The 16,290-nt window shown below is 72.6% G+C and carries 9 protein-coding genes; 6 read left to right on the top strand and 3 right to left on the bottom strand.

Features of this window, described 5'->3' with window-relative positions; genetic code table 11:
- Positions 1-48 precede the first annotated feature (48 nt).
- A complete protein-coding gene (locus ACWGKT_RS29680; protein ID WP_453276105.1) occupies positions 49-4,770 on the top strand; it encodes a hypothetical protein in 4,722 nt (1,573 codons plus the stop codon).
- Positions 4,771-4,919: 149 nt separating this feature from the next.
- Here ACWGKT_RS29680 and ACWGKT_RS29675 read toward each other — a convergent pair whose 3' ends face one another.
- Positions 4,920-5,453, bottom strand: a complete 534-nt coding sequence (locus tag ACWGKT_RS29675) for a hypothetical protein (RefSeq protein WP_453276104.1) — start codon at positions 5,451-5,453, stop codon at positions 4,920-4,922.
- A 420-nt stretch (positions 5,454-5,873) separates the two neighbouring features.
- Here ACWGKT_RS29675 and ACWGKT_RS29670 point away from each other — a divergent pair, with 420 nt between their 5' ends.
- Genes ACWGKT_RS29670 through ACWGKT_RS29650 form a run of 5 tightly spaced genes read left to right on the top strand, consistent with a single transcriptional unit; the run spans position 5,874 to position 13,772 of the window.
- Positions 5,874-8,708, top strand: coding sequence for a nitrate- and nitrite sensing domain-containing protein (locus ACWGKT_RS29670; protein ID WP_453276154.1), 2,835 nt, complete (start codon positions 5,874-5,876; stop codon positions 8,706-8,708).
- Entirely contained in the window at positions 8,705-9,139 is a 435-nt protein-coding gene (locus tag ACWGKT_RS29665; RefSeq protein WP_235455784.1) for a roadblock/LC7 domain-containing protein, read from the top strand. The genes ACWGKT_RS29670 and ACWGKT_RS29665 overlap by 4 nt, the downstream gene beginning before the upstream one ends.
- A 9-nt stretch (positions 9,140-9,148) precedes the next feature.
- Positions 9,149-9,544, top strand: coding sequence for a DUF742 domain-containing protein (locus ACWGKT_RS29660; RefSeq protein ID WP_453276103.1), 396 nt, complete (start codon positions 9,149-9,151; stop codon positions 9,542-9,544).
- Between the two features lie 24 nt (positions 9,545-9,568).
- Entirely contained in the window at positions 9,569-13,186 is a 3,618-nt protein-coding gene (locus tag ACWGKT_RS29655; RefSeq protein ID WP_453276102.1) for a hydantoinase B/oxoprolinase family protein, read from the top strand.
- Complete coding sequence (locus ACWGKT_RS29650) at positions 13,167-13,772, top strand: GTP-binding protein (protein ID WP_235455781.1); 606 nt, start codon at positions 13,167-13,169, stop codon at positions 13,770-13,772. The genes ACWGKT_RS29655 and ACWGKT_RS29650 overlap by 20 nt, the downstream gene beginning before the upstream one ends.
- Positions 13,773-13,832: 60 nt before the next feature.
- Here the strand turns inward: ACWGKT_RS29650 and glpK are convergent, their stop codons facing one another.
- Together glpK and ACWGKT_RS29640 are read right to left on the bottom strand one after the other, a co-directional pair.
- Positions 13,833-15,356, bottom strand: a complete 1,524-nt coding sequence (gene glpK, locus ACWGKT_RS29645) for a glycerol kinase GlpK (protein WP_356144867.1) — start codon at positions 15,354-15,356, stop codon at positions 13,833-13,835.
- A 21-nt stretch (positions 15,357-15,377) separates the two neighbouring features.
- The gene (locus tag ACWGKT_RS29640) at positions 15,378-16,115 is read right to left on the bottom strand and encodes an MIP/aquaporin family protein (RefSeq protein ID WP_453276101.1); all 738 of its coding nucleotides are present in this window, start codon (positions 16,113-16,115) and stop codon (positions 15,378-15,380) included.
- Positions 16,116-16,290: the final 175 nt, after the last annotated feature.

Raw genomic sequence — 16,290 nt, 5'->3', positions numbered from 1 at the left:
GATCCCGAACCACCGCACCTTTCCGAAGAATGACGACGAGAGTCCGCCATGTACGAGCTGTCCCGGGTCCGCCTCTACTCCATCGGGCCCGCCGGTGCGCGCTACGCCGACACCGTGCTTGACCTGCGGGGCGTGGGCGAGCCGGTGCCCCAACCCGCCCCCACGCAGGCGGAGTTCTTCGAGGAGGAGCCCGTCGGCCCGCCGCGCCGGCCCGCGCCCGCCGGCGTGCTCTTCCTGGAGAACGGCGGCGGCAAGTCGGTCCTGCTCAAGCTGATCTTCTCCGTCATGCTGCCGGGCCACCGCAACACTCTCGGCGGCGCCAGCTCCGGTGTGCTGCGCAAGTTCCTGCTCGCCGACGACTGCGGTCACGTGGCGCTGGAGTGGCAGCACGTGCAGACCGGCGAGTGCGTGGTCGTCGGCAAGGTCAGCGAGTGGCGCGGGCGCCAGGTGTCCAACGACCCGCGGAAGTTCGCCGAGGCCTGGTACTCCTTCCGGCCCGGCCCCGGCCTGAGCCTCGACAACCTCCCCGTCGCCGAGTCCACCGCGGTGCGGCCGCCCGGCGAGGGCGCGTCCGGCGCCCAGGGCCGCCGCCGCACCATGAAGGGCTTCCGCGACGCCCTCACCGAGGCGGGCAAGGCGTATCCGCACCTGGAGGTGCACTGGGAGGAGATCCACGACCGCTGGATCGAGCACCTCGGCGAACTCGGCCTCGACCCCGAACTCTTCCGCTACCAGCGGGAGATGAACGCCGACGAGGGGGAGGCGGCCGGACTCTTCGCGGTGAAGAAGGACTCCGACTTCACCGACCTGCTGCTGCGCGCGGTCACCGACACCCGGGACACGGACGGGCTCGCCGACCTGGTCGGCGGCTTCGGCAACAAGCTGGGACGGCGGGCCGAGCTGATCGCCGAGCGGGACTTCACCGCCGGATCCGTCGATCTGCTCGGGCGGATCGTCGAGGCCGCCGAGACCCGCTCACGCGCGCGTGACATCCACGGCGGCGCCGAGCGCCGCACCCGCACCCTGGCGCGTCGGCTGTCCGCGCGCGCCGTGCGGGAACGGGTGCGCGCCGCCGACCTCGCCCAGCGGGTGACAGCGGCCGCGTACTCCGTCACGCACTCCGAGGGCGCCCGGGAGCGCAGCGCGCTGATCGCCGCCGAACTCGCCTACCGGCACGCGTCGCTGGCGCTCGCCGCCGCCGAGAAGGCCGCCGCCGCGCAGAAGCGGGAACTCGCCGACGCCCGCACCCTGCACTCCGCCTGGCAGGCCGCCGAGGCCGTGCTGCGCCACCGCGCCGCCGCCGACCGCGTCGCGCGCGTGGCCGCCGCGATCCAGGAGGCCGAGCGCGACGCCGCCCCCGCCCTGGCCGCCCGCGCCAAGGCCGCCGTGGATCTCGTACGGGCCCTGCACGGGGCCGCCGAGAGCGCCGAGACGCTCGCCAACGAGGGCGAGGAGCGGTCCGCCGCTCTTCAGGAGGCCGGCGAGGCCGCGTACCGCGACTCGACCGCCGCCGCCACCGAGGCGCAGCGCGCCCGCAGTGAGGTCGGGCACCTTAGGCAGCGCCTGAGCGAGGTCGAGCAGGAGACCGCCGAGGCGGTGCGCGCCGGTTGGCTCGACGACAGCGCGCCCGACGCCGACCCGGCGCGCGCCGCGCTGGCGGCCAGCGACGCCGAGAAGACGGCGGTCGCGGCCTGGGACACGGCCCGCGAGGCCTCCCGCAAGGCGACCGAGCACGCCCGCGAAGCGGCCTCCGCCGAGTCCCGCGCGGAGCTGACCGCGGCCCGCGCGGCCGACGCGGCGACGGCGACGGAACGCGCGTACGAGGCCGAGCGCCGCCTCGCCGAGTCCCTCGCCGCGGAGGAGCGGCTGGGTGAGCTGCTGAGCCTGCCCGGGACCTCCGGGTCCGGGCGGGCCGGGGTGCCCGGGCCGCGGACGGCAGCCGCCGACGGCGACGCCGGGTCGGGCGGCTCACGGGCACGGGGTACCGACGCGGTCGACGACTCGTCCGACGCCGGAGCCTCCCGCTCCCTCGACGAAGGCCCCGCCACCGAAGGCGCCCTCACCCCCGAGGACCTGGACCGCTTCGCCGACGAGCTGCGCGAAGTCCTCGACGACACGGTCTCCTCCGCCGAACGCCAGCTCTTCGACCTGCGCACCGCCGCCGCCGACGACGCCCGGATCCTCGGCGCCCTCGGTGACGGCGGACTGCTGCCGCCCGGCCCCGACGTGCTGGCCACCGTCGAGTACCTCGGCGAGCACGGCATCCCCGCGCTGCCCGGCTGGCGCTACCTCGCCCAGGCCGTCGACCCGGCCGACCACGCGCGCGTGCTCGCGGCCCGCCCGGAGCTGGTCGACGGCGTGATCATCACCGACCCGGACACCCACGCGCGCGCCCGCGACGTGCTCGGCGACGCGGCGCTGCTGCCGCGCTCCGCCGTCGCCGTCGGCACGGCGGCCGCCCTGCTCGCCCCCACCCCGGCCGCCGACGCGTCCCCGGGCGACGTGTTCCTCGTACCGCCGAACCCGGCCATGCACGACGAGCACGCCGCCGACGAGGAGCGGCAGGCACTGCGCGCGCGGGCGGGTGAACGGGACGAGGAGATCCGGGCGCTGGCGGCCCGGCTCGGCAAGGACCGGGAGCTGGCGGCGCGGCTCGCCTCGTGGCGCACCGGCTGCCCGGCGGGCCGGCTCGTCGAGCTGGCGCGGGCCGCCCGTGAGGCGCGCGCGTTCGCCGAGGAGTCCGAGGCCGAGCTGGCCGAGGCGCGCACCGTGCGGTCCGAGGCCGACGAGGTCGCCGCCGAGGCCGCCCAGCTGCGCGACGAGCGGCAGGAGGCCGCGCAGAAGGCCCGGCGCGCAGCCGACGCCCTCGCCGGGCTCGCCTTCCGGCTGCGCGAGCGCTCCGGCTGGCAGGTCAAGCTGCGCGAACTCGCCGACGAGGCCACCGAGTGCGAGGCCCGCGCCCAGGTCTGCCTGGAGCGCGCCCGCGCCGCCGACGAGGACCGCCGCGCCGCCCAGCGCGCCGCCGACGACGCCCGCCGCACCGCCCGTGCCCTGCGTGCCGAGCGCTCGGAGATCGCGGGCGCCCCCGACGACGTACCGGAGGCGGACGCGGACGCGCCCAAGGCGTCCCTGCCCGCCCTCCGCGAGGCCTACCGCGCCGCCTCCCAGGTGTACGAGAAGGTGGGCGTCGGCGCCGACCTGCGCGCCGAGCAGGCCCGCGCGGAGAGCGACGAGAGCGCCGCCCGCGCCGAACTGGACCGGCTCAGCAACAAGGTCCGCACGCGCGCGGAGCAGCTGCTTCAGTCGCCCGACGGCTCGGACGGCCCGTCCCGGCAGGCCGCGGTCGCGCGCGCGGAGGAGCTGGTGCAGCTCCTGGAGACCCGTATGTCGACCGCGAGCGAGCATCTCGGCCGGCTGCGAGGCGAGGCCGAGCGGCACGCGCCCGAGGACGGCGAGGCGCACACCGAGCTGCCGGAGGAACTCCTCCCGCGCGACGCCGAGCAGGCCCAGGCCCTGTTGCGCACCGCCACCACCGAACTCGCCGCCCGCACCGAGGCGTTGGCCCAGGCCCGGGAGGCGCACGCCGAGCTCCTGGAGGCCCACCGGGCCGCGGAGGACGCGGCCGGCGGCTTCGACGAGATCGCCGCGATGCTCCGCGACCTGCTGCGCGAGCACACCGTCGAGGAGGAGCAGGAGGAGCCGGAGCCGTACCCCGGCAGCCTGGAGGAGGCCCGGCAGTCCGCCGCGGAGGCCCGCCGGTCGCTGCGCGGCTGCGCCGCCGACCTGTCCGCCGCCGATGCCGCCGTCCGAGAGGCGAGCGACATCCTCGTCCGGCACGCCAACTCCACCCGCTACGAGCAGGTGCGCACCCCCGCCCGCCAGCAGATCCGCGAACTGCCGGCCTCCGCGCTGCCCGAGCACGCGCAGAAGTGGGCGGACGCCTTCGCACCCCGGCTGCGCGTCCTCACCGACGAGCTGGCGCAGCTGGAGCGCAACCGGGACTCGATCGTGGACCGGCTGCGCGGGCTCGTCGAGTCGGCGCTGGCCACCCTGCGCTCCGCCCAGCGGCTGTCGCGGCTGCCGGAGGGGCTCGGCGAATGGTCCGGGCAGGAGTTCCTGCGCATCCGCTTCGAGGAACCCGACCAGGCCACGCTCGCCGAGCGGCTCGGCGAGGTCATCGACGAGGCGACCCGGGCCGCCGTGAAGAAGAACTCCGACCTGCGGCGCGACGGCATGTCCCTGCTGCTGCGCGGCGTCGCGGCGGCGCTCCAGCCGAAGGGCGTGGCCGTCGAGATCCTCAAGCCCGACGCCGTGCTGCGCGCCGAGCGCGTCCCCGTCGGGCAGATGGGCGACGTGTTCTCCGGCGGTCAGCTGCTCACCGCCGCCATCGCCCTGTACTGCACGATGGCCGCCCTCAGGAGCAACGACCGGGGCCGCGACAAGCACCGCCACGCGGGCACGCTGTTCCTGGACAATCCGATCGGCCGCGCCAACGCCACGTATCTGCTGGAGCTCCAGCGGGCCGTGTCGGACGCGCTCGGGGTGCAACTGCTGTACACCACCGGTCTGTTCGACACGACCGCGCTGGCCGAGTTCCCGCTGGTCATCCGGCTGCGCAACGACGCCGACCTCCGGGCGGGCCTGAAGTACATCAGCGTGGAGGAACACCTGCGGCCGGGACTGCCTCAGCAGAGCCAGGTCGGAGAAGCGGTGCACAGCGAGATCACGGCGACACGGATGTACAAGAGGCCCGCGTCGACCACCAGTTGATCAACCTGGTGACCGGCGTCTTGATCCGGCGTCCTCCTCCTTGCCGGCCGGCAAGGAGGAGGGAGACACCGTGCTCCGCACCGAGGGCGGTCTTCCCGACTGCACTCTGACGGACGGCCGGGCCCGCCTGCTCAGCCGCGTGTCCGGTCTCAGGGGTGCGACAACTGCCCGGCACCGCCCCGACGGCGTATTCGCTCCCGCTCCCGCTCGGCGGCCCGTGCCTGCCGCCGGGCGGTGCGCCGCTCGCGCCGCAGCGCCCTCGCCGTGCTGCTCGGCACCGACACCACCCCGTGGCGCTGGTTCCACACCTGGCGGGTCACCCAGATGTCGACGACGCTCCACGTGGCCACCACCGTGCTGGCCACACTGCTGATCACCATCGGGAACGCCAGCCAGGAACCCGCCATCGTGCACAGGAACGCGACCATGGCCTGGATCAGCGTCACGGAGATGATCAACACCGCCCGCACGGCCGCCGTCCGCACCGGATCCGGCATCCGGCGCCGGCGAGCGGGCTCCTCGACCCACAACGGACGGTAAAGCGGCGGCTGTTGCGGCCCCGCGAACCCCGTATCGCGGCTCTGCGACGGAATGTCGCGATCCGGTGCCTCCCGGCGTTGCCCCGTCCTGGAGCGTGCCCTTACGCCGTCCTCGGGCGCTTCGCGCCGCTCGGCCGTCCCCATCACCGTGTCACTCCCCACCGCCGGCAGACCACCCCTCCGGTGCCCCGAGGCACCGGCTCCCCAGTGACTGCCCGGCTTGCGCTGTTTTACGCTGCCCGGGTGCGGGATGCGGCTCCTGTGGCCGATTCCGCCCCCATTTCCCGTAGTGAAGGACGAACGACATGCCGTGAAGATTCCCAACTGGCGAAAAATTCCGGCCAACCGGCCAACTTCGCCGGTCCGGCTCGCCCCGGTGGGGTACCCGGAATCCGGGTGGCAATCTCCCGCAATGCCCGGACAACTCGCCACGTCTCGCCGCCTTGGCGGAAGTTCGACCTCCGGATACGTCTTCGAGTTAGCTGTGTGGCGGTAGTAGGCTCGCCCCGTTTGTTGACGCACATGTGTACCCCCGGACCGGAGGGGGTCGAGCTGGGGGAGGCCATGCGCTTTCGCGGGAAGTCGATCCGCCGGAAGATCGTGGCGCTGCTTCTCGTGCCGCTGGTGTCCCTGACCGCCATCTGGGGCTTCGCGACCGTGCTCACGGGGCGCGAGGTCACCCGGCTCTTCCGGGTGACGGACGTCGTGGAGAACATCGGTTACCGCACCGAGGACACCGTGCACGTCCTGCAGCAGGAACGCCGCCAGACCCTCGTCTATCTCGCGGACCCCCGGGCCGCCGACGCGCTGGCGGCACTGCGCCGCACCCGGACCGCCACCGACGGCGCCCTCGCCAAGCTCCGGAAGAACGCCAAGGACCCCGATGTCCGGGGCGACATGGACAAGGACGACGGCGAACACCTCACCGCCGCCCTGGACGCCTTCGACGACATCGACTCCCTGCGCCGCAGCGTCGAGGAGGGCACCATCACCCGTGCCCAGGCCCTCGGCCTCTACAACCGGGTCGTCGACTCCTGCTACGGCCTCCTGGCGAGCATCGACAGCGTCGACGACGTGGAGATGGACAAGCAGGGCCGCGCGCTCGTCAACATCGACCGCGCCCGTGAACTCCTCTCCCGCGAGGACGCGTTGCTCGGCTCCTCCCTGGTGGTCGGCAAGCTCACCCGCGAGGAGACCCGCGACATCTCCGACCTCGTCGCCCAGCGCACCCTCCTCTACGACATCAGCCTGCCGCTGCTGCCGCCCTCGGAACGCGGCCGCTACGAGCGGTTCTGGAAGAACGCCACCACCGCCCCGCTGCGCGTGGCCGAACAGGCGGTCGTCTCCTCCGGTTCCGGCGCGCCGCGCGGGGTCAACGCCAAGAACTGGGACACCACCGCGGCCGGCGTCCTCGACGAACTCCGCACGCTCGACGACCGGGCCGACGACCGCTATCAGGACCGCGTCCACCCCGTGGCCGTCAGTGTGATCGTCCAGGCAGCCCTCGCCGGCGTCCTCGGCCTGGTCGCGCTCCTGCTCTCCGTCGTCCTGTCCATACGCGTCGGCCGCAGCCTCATCCGCGACCTGCGGCAACTGCGTCTCGACGCACACGAGGCGTCCGGGGTCCGGCTGCCCAGCGTGATGCGCCGGCTGTCCGTGGGCGAGCAGGTGGACGTGGAGACCGAGGTTCCGCGCCTGGAGTACGACAAGAACGAGATCGGTGAGGTCGGCCAGGCCCTCAACACCCTCCAGCGCGCCGCCGTCGAGGCCGCGGTCAAACAGGCCGAACTGCGCGCCGGCGTCTCCGAGGTCTTCGTGAACCTCGCCCGCCGCAGCCAGGTCCTGCTGCACAAGCAGCTCACCCTGCTCGACACCATGGAGCGCAGGACCGAGGACACCGACGAGCTCGCCGACCTCTTCCGGCTCGACCACCTCACCACCCGCATGCGCCGGCACGCCGAGGGCCTGGTGATCCTCTCCGGCGCCGCTCCCTCGCGGCAGTGGCGCAAACCCGTGCAGCTGATGGACGTCGTCCGCGCAGCCGTCGCCGAGGTCGAGGACTACGAACGCATCGAGGTCCGCCGACTGCCGCGCATCGCCGTCACCGGCCCGGCCGTCGCCGACCTCACCCACCTGACCGCCGAGCTCCTGGAGAACGCCACGGTGTTCTCCCCGCCGCACACCGCCGTCCAGGTGCTGGGCGAGCGGGTCGCCAACGGCTTCACCCTGGAGATCCACGACCGGGGCCTCGGCATGGCGGCCGAGGCACTTCTGGACGCCAACCTCCGGCTCGCCGAGACTCCCGAGTTCGAGCTCTCCGACACCGACCGGCTCGGCCTCTTCGTGGTCAGCCGCCTCGCTCAGCGCCAGAACATCCGCGTCTCGCTGCAGCCGTCCCCCTACGGCGGCACCACCGCCGTCGTCTTCATCCCCGACGTGCTGCTGACCGACGACGTCCCCGACACCAACGGCATCGGCTTCCGCCTCGACCGGGACAGGCCCTCGAAGGAGGCCGAACTGGAGGAGAGCCGCGCGGCGGCTCTGACCCAGGCGCCCCTGCAACTGCCCGGCATGACGGCCTCGCTCCTGGACGGCCCGGTCGAGCTGGAGGCCCCCGTCGACCTGGACGCGCTCGACGACTTCCCCGACGTCCTGTCCGACGACGACAGCGAACGCGGCGGAATCTTCCGCCCCCGCCGCTCCACGGCCCGGGCGGACGGTCGGCCCCCGGCCCGGCTGGGTGAGCTCCATCAGCAGCCCTCCGCCCCCGAGGACCGATTCGGCGCCCACGACGGGCCGAGCGCTCCCGTGCCGCTGCCCCGGCGGCGCACGCCCAAGCTGGTCAGCTCGCACGGCAGGCCGGTTCCCGAGCAGCGCAACCGTCGCGGCGAGCCGGAGGCGGAGGCCCCCGTGGGCCCGAGCCGCTCCGACTCCGAGGCCCTGGCGCCGTTGCCCTCCCGCCGCCGCGGCGAGCCGTCGCCGGGGCCCGCCGCCCCCGGGCTCGCGGGCCGCCTCACCGAGCGCACGGACTCCCCGGTGCCCCGCCCGGACGGACCCGCCGAGGCCCCCGCGCTGCCCCGCCGGGCCCGCCGCACCGAGAGCCCCTCCGGCGGCGGCCCGGGCGACACCGCGCCGCCCCAGGGCAGCACACCCGAGGACACCGGATCAGGGCAGCTGCCCAAGCGCGTACGGCAGGCCAGCCTGGCGCCGCAGCTGAAGCAGAACACCGAACGGCGCGCGGGGCGCGCGGCGGACCCCGCCGACCGCGACGCGGACGAGGTCCGCAGCCGCATGGCCTCCCTCCAGCGGGGCTGGCAGCGTGGCCGTAAGGAGAACGCCGCGGGCGACGGGGCCCAGAACGGCACAGCACAAGGAACGACAGAGGGGGACGGTCGATGACCGCACCGAACGCGACCGGCCAGAGTGCGGCGAACAGGGGGGAGCTGAACTGGCTCCTCGACGAGCTCGTCGACCGGGTCGCCAGCATCCGCAAGGCCATCGTGCTCTCCGGCGACGGCCTGCCCACGGGCGTGTCCAAGGACCTGACCAGGGAAGACAGCGAGCACCTTGCGGCCGTCGCCTCCGGGTTCCACAGCCTCGCCAAGGGTGTGGGCCGCCACTTCGAGGCGGGCAGCGTCCGGCAGACGGTCGTCGAGCTCGACGACGCCTTCCTGTTCGTGACGGCCGCCGGCGACGGCAGCTGCCTCGCCGTCCTCGCGGACGCGGACTCCGACGTCGGCCAGGTCGCCTACGAGATGACCCTCCTGGTCAAGCGGGTCGGCGTGCATCTGGGCGCCGCCCCGCGCACCGATCTGCCCGCCGGCGGGTAGTGGGATGACATGAGCGGAGACGGTCAGGGAAGAAGTCACTGGTTCGACGACGAGGCCGGACCGGTGGTCCGTCCGTACGCCATGACGCGCGGCCGCACCACCAGTGCGGCCCAGCACCGCCTCGACGTGATCGCGGTGGTCGTCACCGAATCCCACGCGGACGATCCCGAAGCGGACCACACGCTGTCCCCCGAGCACGTGGACATCGTCGAGCTCTGCCGTGGCGCCCCGCAGTCGGTCGCAGAGCTCGCCGCCGAACTCAATCTGCCGATCGGCGTGGTGCGGGTCCTCATCGGCGATCTCGTGAACGGGGAACTCGTCCACGTGACACGTCCGGTCCCGCCGGCCGAGCTGCCGGACGAGAGTATTCTGCGCGACGTGATCAACGGCCTCCGGGCGCTGTGACCGGCGCGGAAGCGGAGTAGTGACGTGACTGGCTGGCAGTTCTGGGTCGACCGAGGCGGCACCTTCACCGACATCGTCGCGCGGCGCCCGGACGGCCGGCTGCTCACCCACAAGCTGCTGTCCGACAACCCGGCCCGCTACGCCGACGCGGCCGTCGCCGGCGTGCGCGACCTCCTCGACGGCTCCGACGAGCGGGTCGAGGCCGTCCGCATGGGCACCACGGTCGCCACCAACGCGCTCCTGGAACGCAAGGGCGAGCGCACCCTCCTCGTCGTCACCAAGGGCTTCCGCGACGCCCTGCGCATCGCCTACCAGAACCGCCCCCGCATCTTCGCCCGCCGCATCGAACTGCCGGAGCTGCTGTACGAGCGGGTCGTCGAGGCCGACGAGCGGATCGCGGCCGACGGCACCGTCCTGCGCGCACCCGACCTGGACGCACTCGAAGGCCCGCTCAGGGAGGCGTACGACGACGGGATCCGCGCCGTCGCCGTCGTCTGCATGCACAGCCATCTGCACCCCGCCCACGAACGGGCGATCGGCGAGCTGGCCGCCCGCGTCGGCTTCCCGCAGATTTCGCTGTCCAGCGAGGTCAGCCCGCTGATGAAGCTCGTACCGCGCGGGGACACCGCCGTCGTCGACGCCTACCTGTCGCCCGTGCTGCGCCGCTACGTCCAGCACGTCGCCGACGAGCTCCAGGGCGTGCGCCTGATGTTCATGCAGTCCAACGGCGGACTCGCCGAGGCAGGGCAGTTCCGCGGCAAGGACGCCATCCTGTCGGGGCCGGCCGGCGGCATCGTCGGCATGGCCAGGATGTCGCAGCTCGCCGGCTTCGACCGGGTCATCGGCTTCGACATGGGCGGCACCTCCACCGACGTCTCGCACTTCGCGGGCGAGTACGAACGCGTCTTCACCACGCAGATCGCCGGCGTCCGGCTGCGCGCGCCCATGCTGGACATCCACACCGTCGCCGCCGGAGGCGGCTCGGTCCTGCACTTCGACGGCTCCCGCTACCGGGTGGGCCCGGACTCGGCGGGCGCGGACCCGGGCCCCGCCTGCTACCGGGGCGGCGGGCCGCTCGCCGTCACCGACGCCAACGTCATGCTCGGCCGCATCCAGCCGGCCCACTTCCCGACGGTGTTCGGCCCCGACGGCGACCAGCCACTGGACCACGCGCTGGTCCGCGAACGCTTCACCGCCCTCGCCCGTGAGATCGGCGAGCGGACCGGGGACGAGCGCACCCCCGAGCAGGTCGCCGAGGGCTACCTGCAGATCGCCGTCGCCAACATCGCCAACGCCGTGAAGCGGATCTCCGTCCAGAAGGGTCACGACGTGACCCGCTACGCCCTCACCACCTTCGGTGGTGCGGGCGGTCAGCACGCCTGCATGGTCGCCGACTCGCTCGGCATCCGCACCGTCCTCGTGCCGCCCATGGCCGGTGTCCTCTCCGCCCTGGGCATCGGCCTCGCCGACACCACGGCGATGCGCGAACAGTCCGTCGAGGCGCCCCTGGCGGCCGCCTCGATGCCGGGCATCCGCAAGACGGCCGAGGACCTGGAGGGCGCGGCCCGCGCCGAGCTCCTCGCCGAGGACATCCCCGAGGACCGCATCAGGGTCACCCGCCGTGCCCAGCTCCGCTACGACGGCACCGACACCACGCTCACCGTCGAGCTGACCGAGCCCGACGACATGAGGCACGTCTTCGAAGAACGTCATCGCGCCACGTACTCCTTCACGCTCGACCGCCCGGTCGTCGTCGAAGCCCTCTCCGTGGAAGCCACCGGCATCACCGAACCCCCCGATCTGTCCGCCCTCGCCCCGTACGAGGGCCGCTGCGCCGCTCCCGAGACCGTCCGGCTGCACACCGGCGGCGCCTGGCGCGACGTACCCCTCCACCGCCGCGAGGACCTGCCTCCCGGCGAGACCGTCACCGGCCCCGCGATCATCACCGAGGCCAGCGCCACGACCGTCGTCGACGACGGCTGGCGGGCCGCGGCGACCGACGACGGGCATCTGGTCATGGAACGCGCGGCGATTACGCAGAGTTCCGATCTCGGCACGGAAGCCGACCCGGTCCTGCTTGAGGTCTTCAACAACCTCTTCATGTCCATCGCCGAACAGATGGGCGCCCGGCTGGAGTCCACGGCACAGTCCGTCAACATCAAGGAACGGCTGGACTTCTCCTGCGCGCTGTTCGACCCGGACGGAAACCTGGTGGCCAACGCCCCCCACATCCCCGTCCACCTGGGCTCGATGGGCACCAGCGTCAAGGAGGTCATCCGGCGGCGCGGCGACTCCATGCGGTCCGGGGACACCTACGCGGTCAACGACCCGTACCACGGCGGCACGCACCTGCCGGACGTCACGGTCATCACGCCCGTGTTCGACACGCAGGGTGACCACATCCTCTTCTACGTCGCCTCCCGCGGGCACCACGCCGAGATCGGCGGCATCGCACCCGGCTCCATGCCCGCGAACAGCCGCACCATCGAGGAGGAGGGCGTCCTCTTCGACAACTGGCTCCTCGCCGAGAACGGCCGCTTCCGCGAGGAGGAGACCCACCGGCTCCTCACCGAGGCGCCCCACCCGTCCCGCAACCCGAAGACCAACCTCGCCGACCTGCGCGCCCAGATCGCCGCCAATCAGAAGGGCGTCGACGAAGTCGGCCGCATGATCGAGAACTTCGGCCTCGGCGTCGTCCAGGCCTATATGCGCCACGTCCAGGACAACGCCGAGGAAGCGGTCCGCCGCGTCATCGACGCCTTGGACGACGGCGAGTACGCCTACGAGACCGACTCCGGCGCCGTCATCCGGGTGCGCGTGCGCGTGGACCGCGAACAGCGCGCCGCGAGGATCGACTTCACCGGTACGTCCGCACAGCTCGGCACCAACTTCAACGCCCCGTTCTCGGTGGTCAACGCGGCCGTCCTGTACGTCTTCCGCACCCTCGTCGCCGACGACATCCCCCTGAACGACGGCTGTCTGCGCCCCCTGGAGATCGTCGTGCCGTCCGGCTCCATGCTCGCCCCCGAGCCGCCGGCCGCCGTCGTCGCGGGCAACGTCGAGACGTCCCAGGCCATCACCGGCGCCCTCTACGCGGCGCTCGGCGTCCAGGCCGAGGGCTCCGGGACCATGAACAACGTCACCTTCGGCAACGAACGCCACCAGTACTACGAGACCGTCGCCTCCGGCTCCGGCGCGGGAGACGGCTTCCCTGGCGCGAGCGTCGTGCAGACCCACATGACCAACTCGCGGCTGACCGACCCGGAAGTCCTGGAGTGGCGCCTGCCCGTGCTGCTCGACGAGTTCGCGATCCGGCCGGACAGCGGCGGCGCCGGGCAGTGGCGCGGCGGGGACGGCGCGGTGCGCCGCATCCGCTTCCACGAGCCCATGACGGTCTCCACCCTGTCCCAGCACCGCCGGGTTCCGCCGTACGGTATGGCGGGCGGCGAAGCCGGCGCGCTCGGTGCCAACCGGGTGGAGCGGGCCGACGGTACGGTGACCGAACTCGGCGGCAGCGATGCGGCCGACGTCGGCCCCGACGACGTACTCGTCATCGAAACCCCCGGTGGCGGAGGCTACGGCCCGCCGTCATCCGACCCCCATGAAGCAGGAGTAGAGATCGATGATCTTCGGGCGTTCTGAGCGCGGGAAGCCTCCGGTCGAGCCCGTCACGCTCAAGATCCTGGTGGCCGGCGGCTTCGGCGTGGGCAAGACCACCCTCGTCGGCGCGGTCAGCGAGATCAGGCCGCTGCGCACCGAGGAGCAGCTCACCGAGGCCGGGCGCCCGGTCGACGACACCAGCGGTGTGGAGGGCAAGCACACCACCACCGTGGCCATGGACTTCGGCCGCATCACCCTGCGCGAGGACCTGGTGCTGTACCTCTTCGGCACGCCAGGGCAGGAGCGGTTCTGGTTCATGTGGGACGAGCTGTCCGAGGGCGCCCTGGGCGCCGTCGTGCTGGCCGACACCCGGCGCCTGGAGGACTGTTTCGCCGCCGTCGACTACTTCGAGCGGCGCTCCATACCCTTCGTCGTGGGCGTCAACTGCTTCGAGGGAGCGGCCCGTTATCCGGCCGAGGACGTCCGCCGGGCGCTCGACCTCGACGGCGACGTCCCCCTGGTGCTGTGCGACGCCCGCGACCGGGAGTCGGTCAAGGAGGTGCTGATCGGGGTCGTCCAGCACGCGATGGCGTACGCGGCCGGCCGCCGCGAGGCCGTCACCACCTGAGGCGCGCGCACGGCCCGTACCCCCGCCGACCGGGGTACGGGCCGCGGCCCTGTGGGAGCTCTAGCGCTCGTCGCCGTCCTCCAGCCAGCCGAGGCTCTTCTCCACGGCCTTGCGCCAGTTGTGGTACTCGCGGTCGCGCACCGACGCCTCCATGGTGGGCGCCCACTCCACGTCCCGCTGCCAGTGCGACTTGAGCTCGTCGAGGTCGTTCCACACGCCGGTGGCGAGTCCGGCCGCGTACGCGGCGCCCAGGCAGGTCGTCTCGGAGACCCTGGGCCGGATCACCGGGACGCCGAGCACATCGGCCTGGTGCTGCATGAGGAGGTTGTTCTTCGTCATGCCGCCGTCGACCTTCAGGGTCGTGATGTGCACCCCGGAGTCCTGGAACATGGCGTCCACGACCTCCCGCGTCTGCCAGCTGGTCGCCTCCAGCACCGCGCGCGCGAGGTGGGCCTTCGTGACGTACCGGGTGAGGCCGGTGACGACCCCGCGCGCGTCGGAGCGCCAGTACGGCGCGAACAGCCCGGAGAACGCCGGCACGATGTAGGCACCCCCGTTGTCGTCGACGCTCGCCGCGAGGGTCTCGATCTCGTCGGCGCTGCGGATGATCCCGAGCTGGTCGCGGAACCATTGCACGAGGGCGCCCGTTATCGCGATGGACCCTTCGAGGCAGTAGACCGGTGCCTCACTGCCGATCTTGTAACCCATCGTCGTCAGCAGCCCGCTCTTCGAGGGCACCGGCCGGTTGCCGGTGTTGAGCAGCAGGAAACTCCCCGTCCCGTAGGTGTTCTTCGCCGTGCCGACGTCGTAGCAGGCCTGGCCGAACACGGCCGCCTGCTGGTCGCCCAGCGCCGAGGCGACCGGGACACCCGCTAGTTGCCCGACGGCGGTGCCGTACACCTCCGCCGAGGACCTGATCTCGGGGAGGATCGCCGCGGGCACGTTCATCGCCGCCAGGATGGACGGGTCCCACTGGAGCGTCTCCAGGTTCATCAGCATGGTGCGCCCGGCGTTCGTCACGTCGGTGACGTGCCGGCCGCCCTCGGTGCCGCCGGTGAGGTTCCAGATCAGCCAGGAGTCGATGGTGCCGAAGGCGATCTCGCCGCGTTCGGCGCGGTCCCTGAGGCCCGGCACGTTGTCGAGCAGCCAGGCGGCCTTGGGTCCGGAGAAGTAGCTGGCCAGCGGCAGGCCGGTCTGTTCACGGAAGCGGTCCTGGCCGTCCGAGCCGCCGAGTTCGTTGCACAGGCTGGCGGTGCGGGTGTCCTGCCAGACGATCGCGTTGTGCACGGGCTTGCCCGTGGCGCGGTCCCACAGGACCGTCGTCTCGCGCTGGTTGGTGATGCCGAGCGCGCTGAGCTGGTCGGCGCGCAGTCCGGCCTTGGCGATCGCACCGGCGACCACGGCCTGCACCTTGGACCAGATCTCGGTGGCGTCGTGCTCCACCCAGCCGGGCTTGGGGAAGATCTGGCGGTGTTCGCGCTGGTCGACGGCGACGATCGCGCCACCGTGGTCGAAGATGATGCAGCGGCTTGAGGTGGTGCCCTGGTCGATTGCGGCAACGTACTTGTCGACGGTGTCCGTCATGGCTACCCCTTGATCGCCGGGTCAGAAGGCTGCGTTGTAGATGAGGCCCGCGAGTGCCCCTCCGATCAGCGGACCGACGACCGGGACCCAGGCATAACCCCAGTCGGACGTGCCCTTGTTCGGGATCGGCAGGAAGGTGTGGACGACGCGCGGGCCGAGGTCGCGCGCCGGGTTGATGGCATAGCCCGTGGGCCCACCGAGGGAGAGGCCGATGCCGACGACGAGCAGTGAGACGATCAGCGCGGTGGTGCCCGATTCGCCGAGCCCCTTGGTCAGCCCGAAGGCGAGGATCGGCAGGACGAGCGCGATCGTCGCGATGATCTCGGTGATGAGGTTGGCGATCGGGTTCCGGATCTCCGGAATGGTGGAGAAGATGCCGAGGGTGGCCGTCGGTTCCTCCGACGACCCCTCCTCGCGGACGTTCGCCTGGAACTGGGCCAGGTAGACGAGGTAGGCCAGGACGGCACCGAGCATCGCGCCGACCATTTGGCCCAGCAGATAGACCCAGACCTTGTCCCACTTGCCGGTGTCGATGGCGATGCCGAGGGTGACCGCGGGGTTGAGGTGCCCGCCGGAGAGGGGAGCGGCGGTGTACGCACCCGCCAGCACGCCCATGCCCCAGCCGAACGCGATCACCACCCACCCCGAGGCCCGGGCCTTGGAGTGTCTGAGGGTGACGGCGGCGCAGACGCCGGCACCGAACATGATCAGGATCGCGGTGCCGATGACTTCGCCGACGAATATGTCTCCGTTGCTCATGGCGGCTCCTAGGCGCTGGTCCGGGGTCTGCCCGGTTCCTCCGTGCAGGAACGGTTCCCTTGGCGACTTCAGCCGAAGGCAGGGAGAGTCCCGCGCCCCGCCCGGCGTCCGTGACGAGCGTGCCGTCGCAGCCGAATCGCCCATGGGGGACGGGCCATGGCTCAGCAGGGGCCCG

The organism is Streptomyces sp. NPDC054794 (assembly GCF_053611585.1).
The sequence above is the reverse complement of the archived record's forward strand: the minus strand, read 5'-3'. Positions and strand labels throughout refer to the sequence as shown.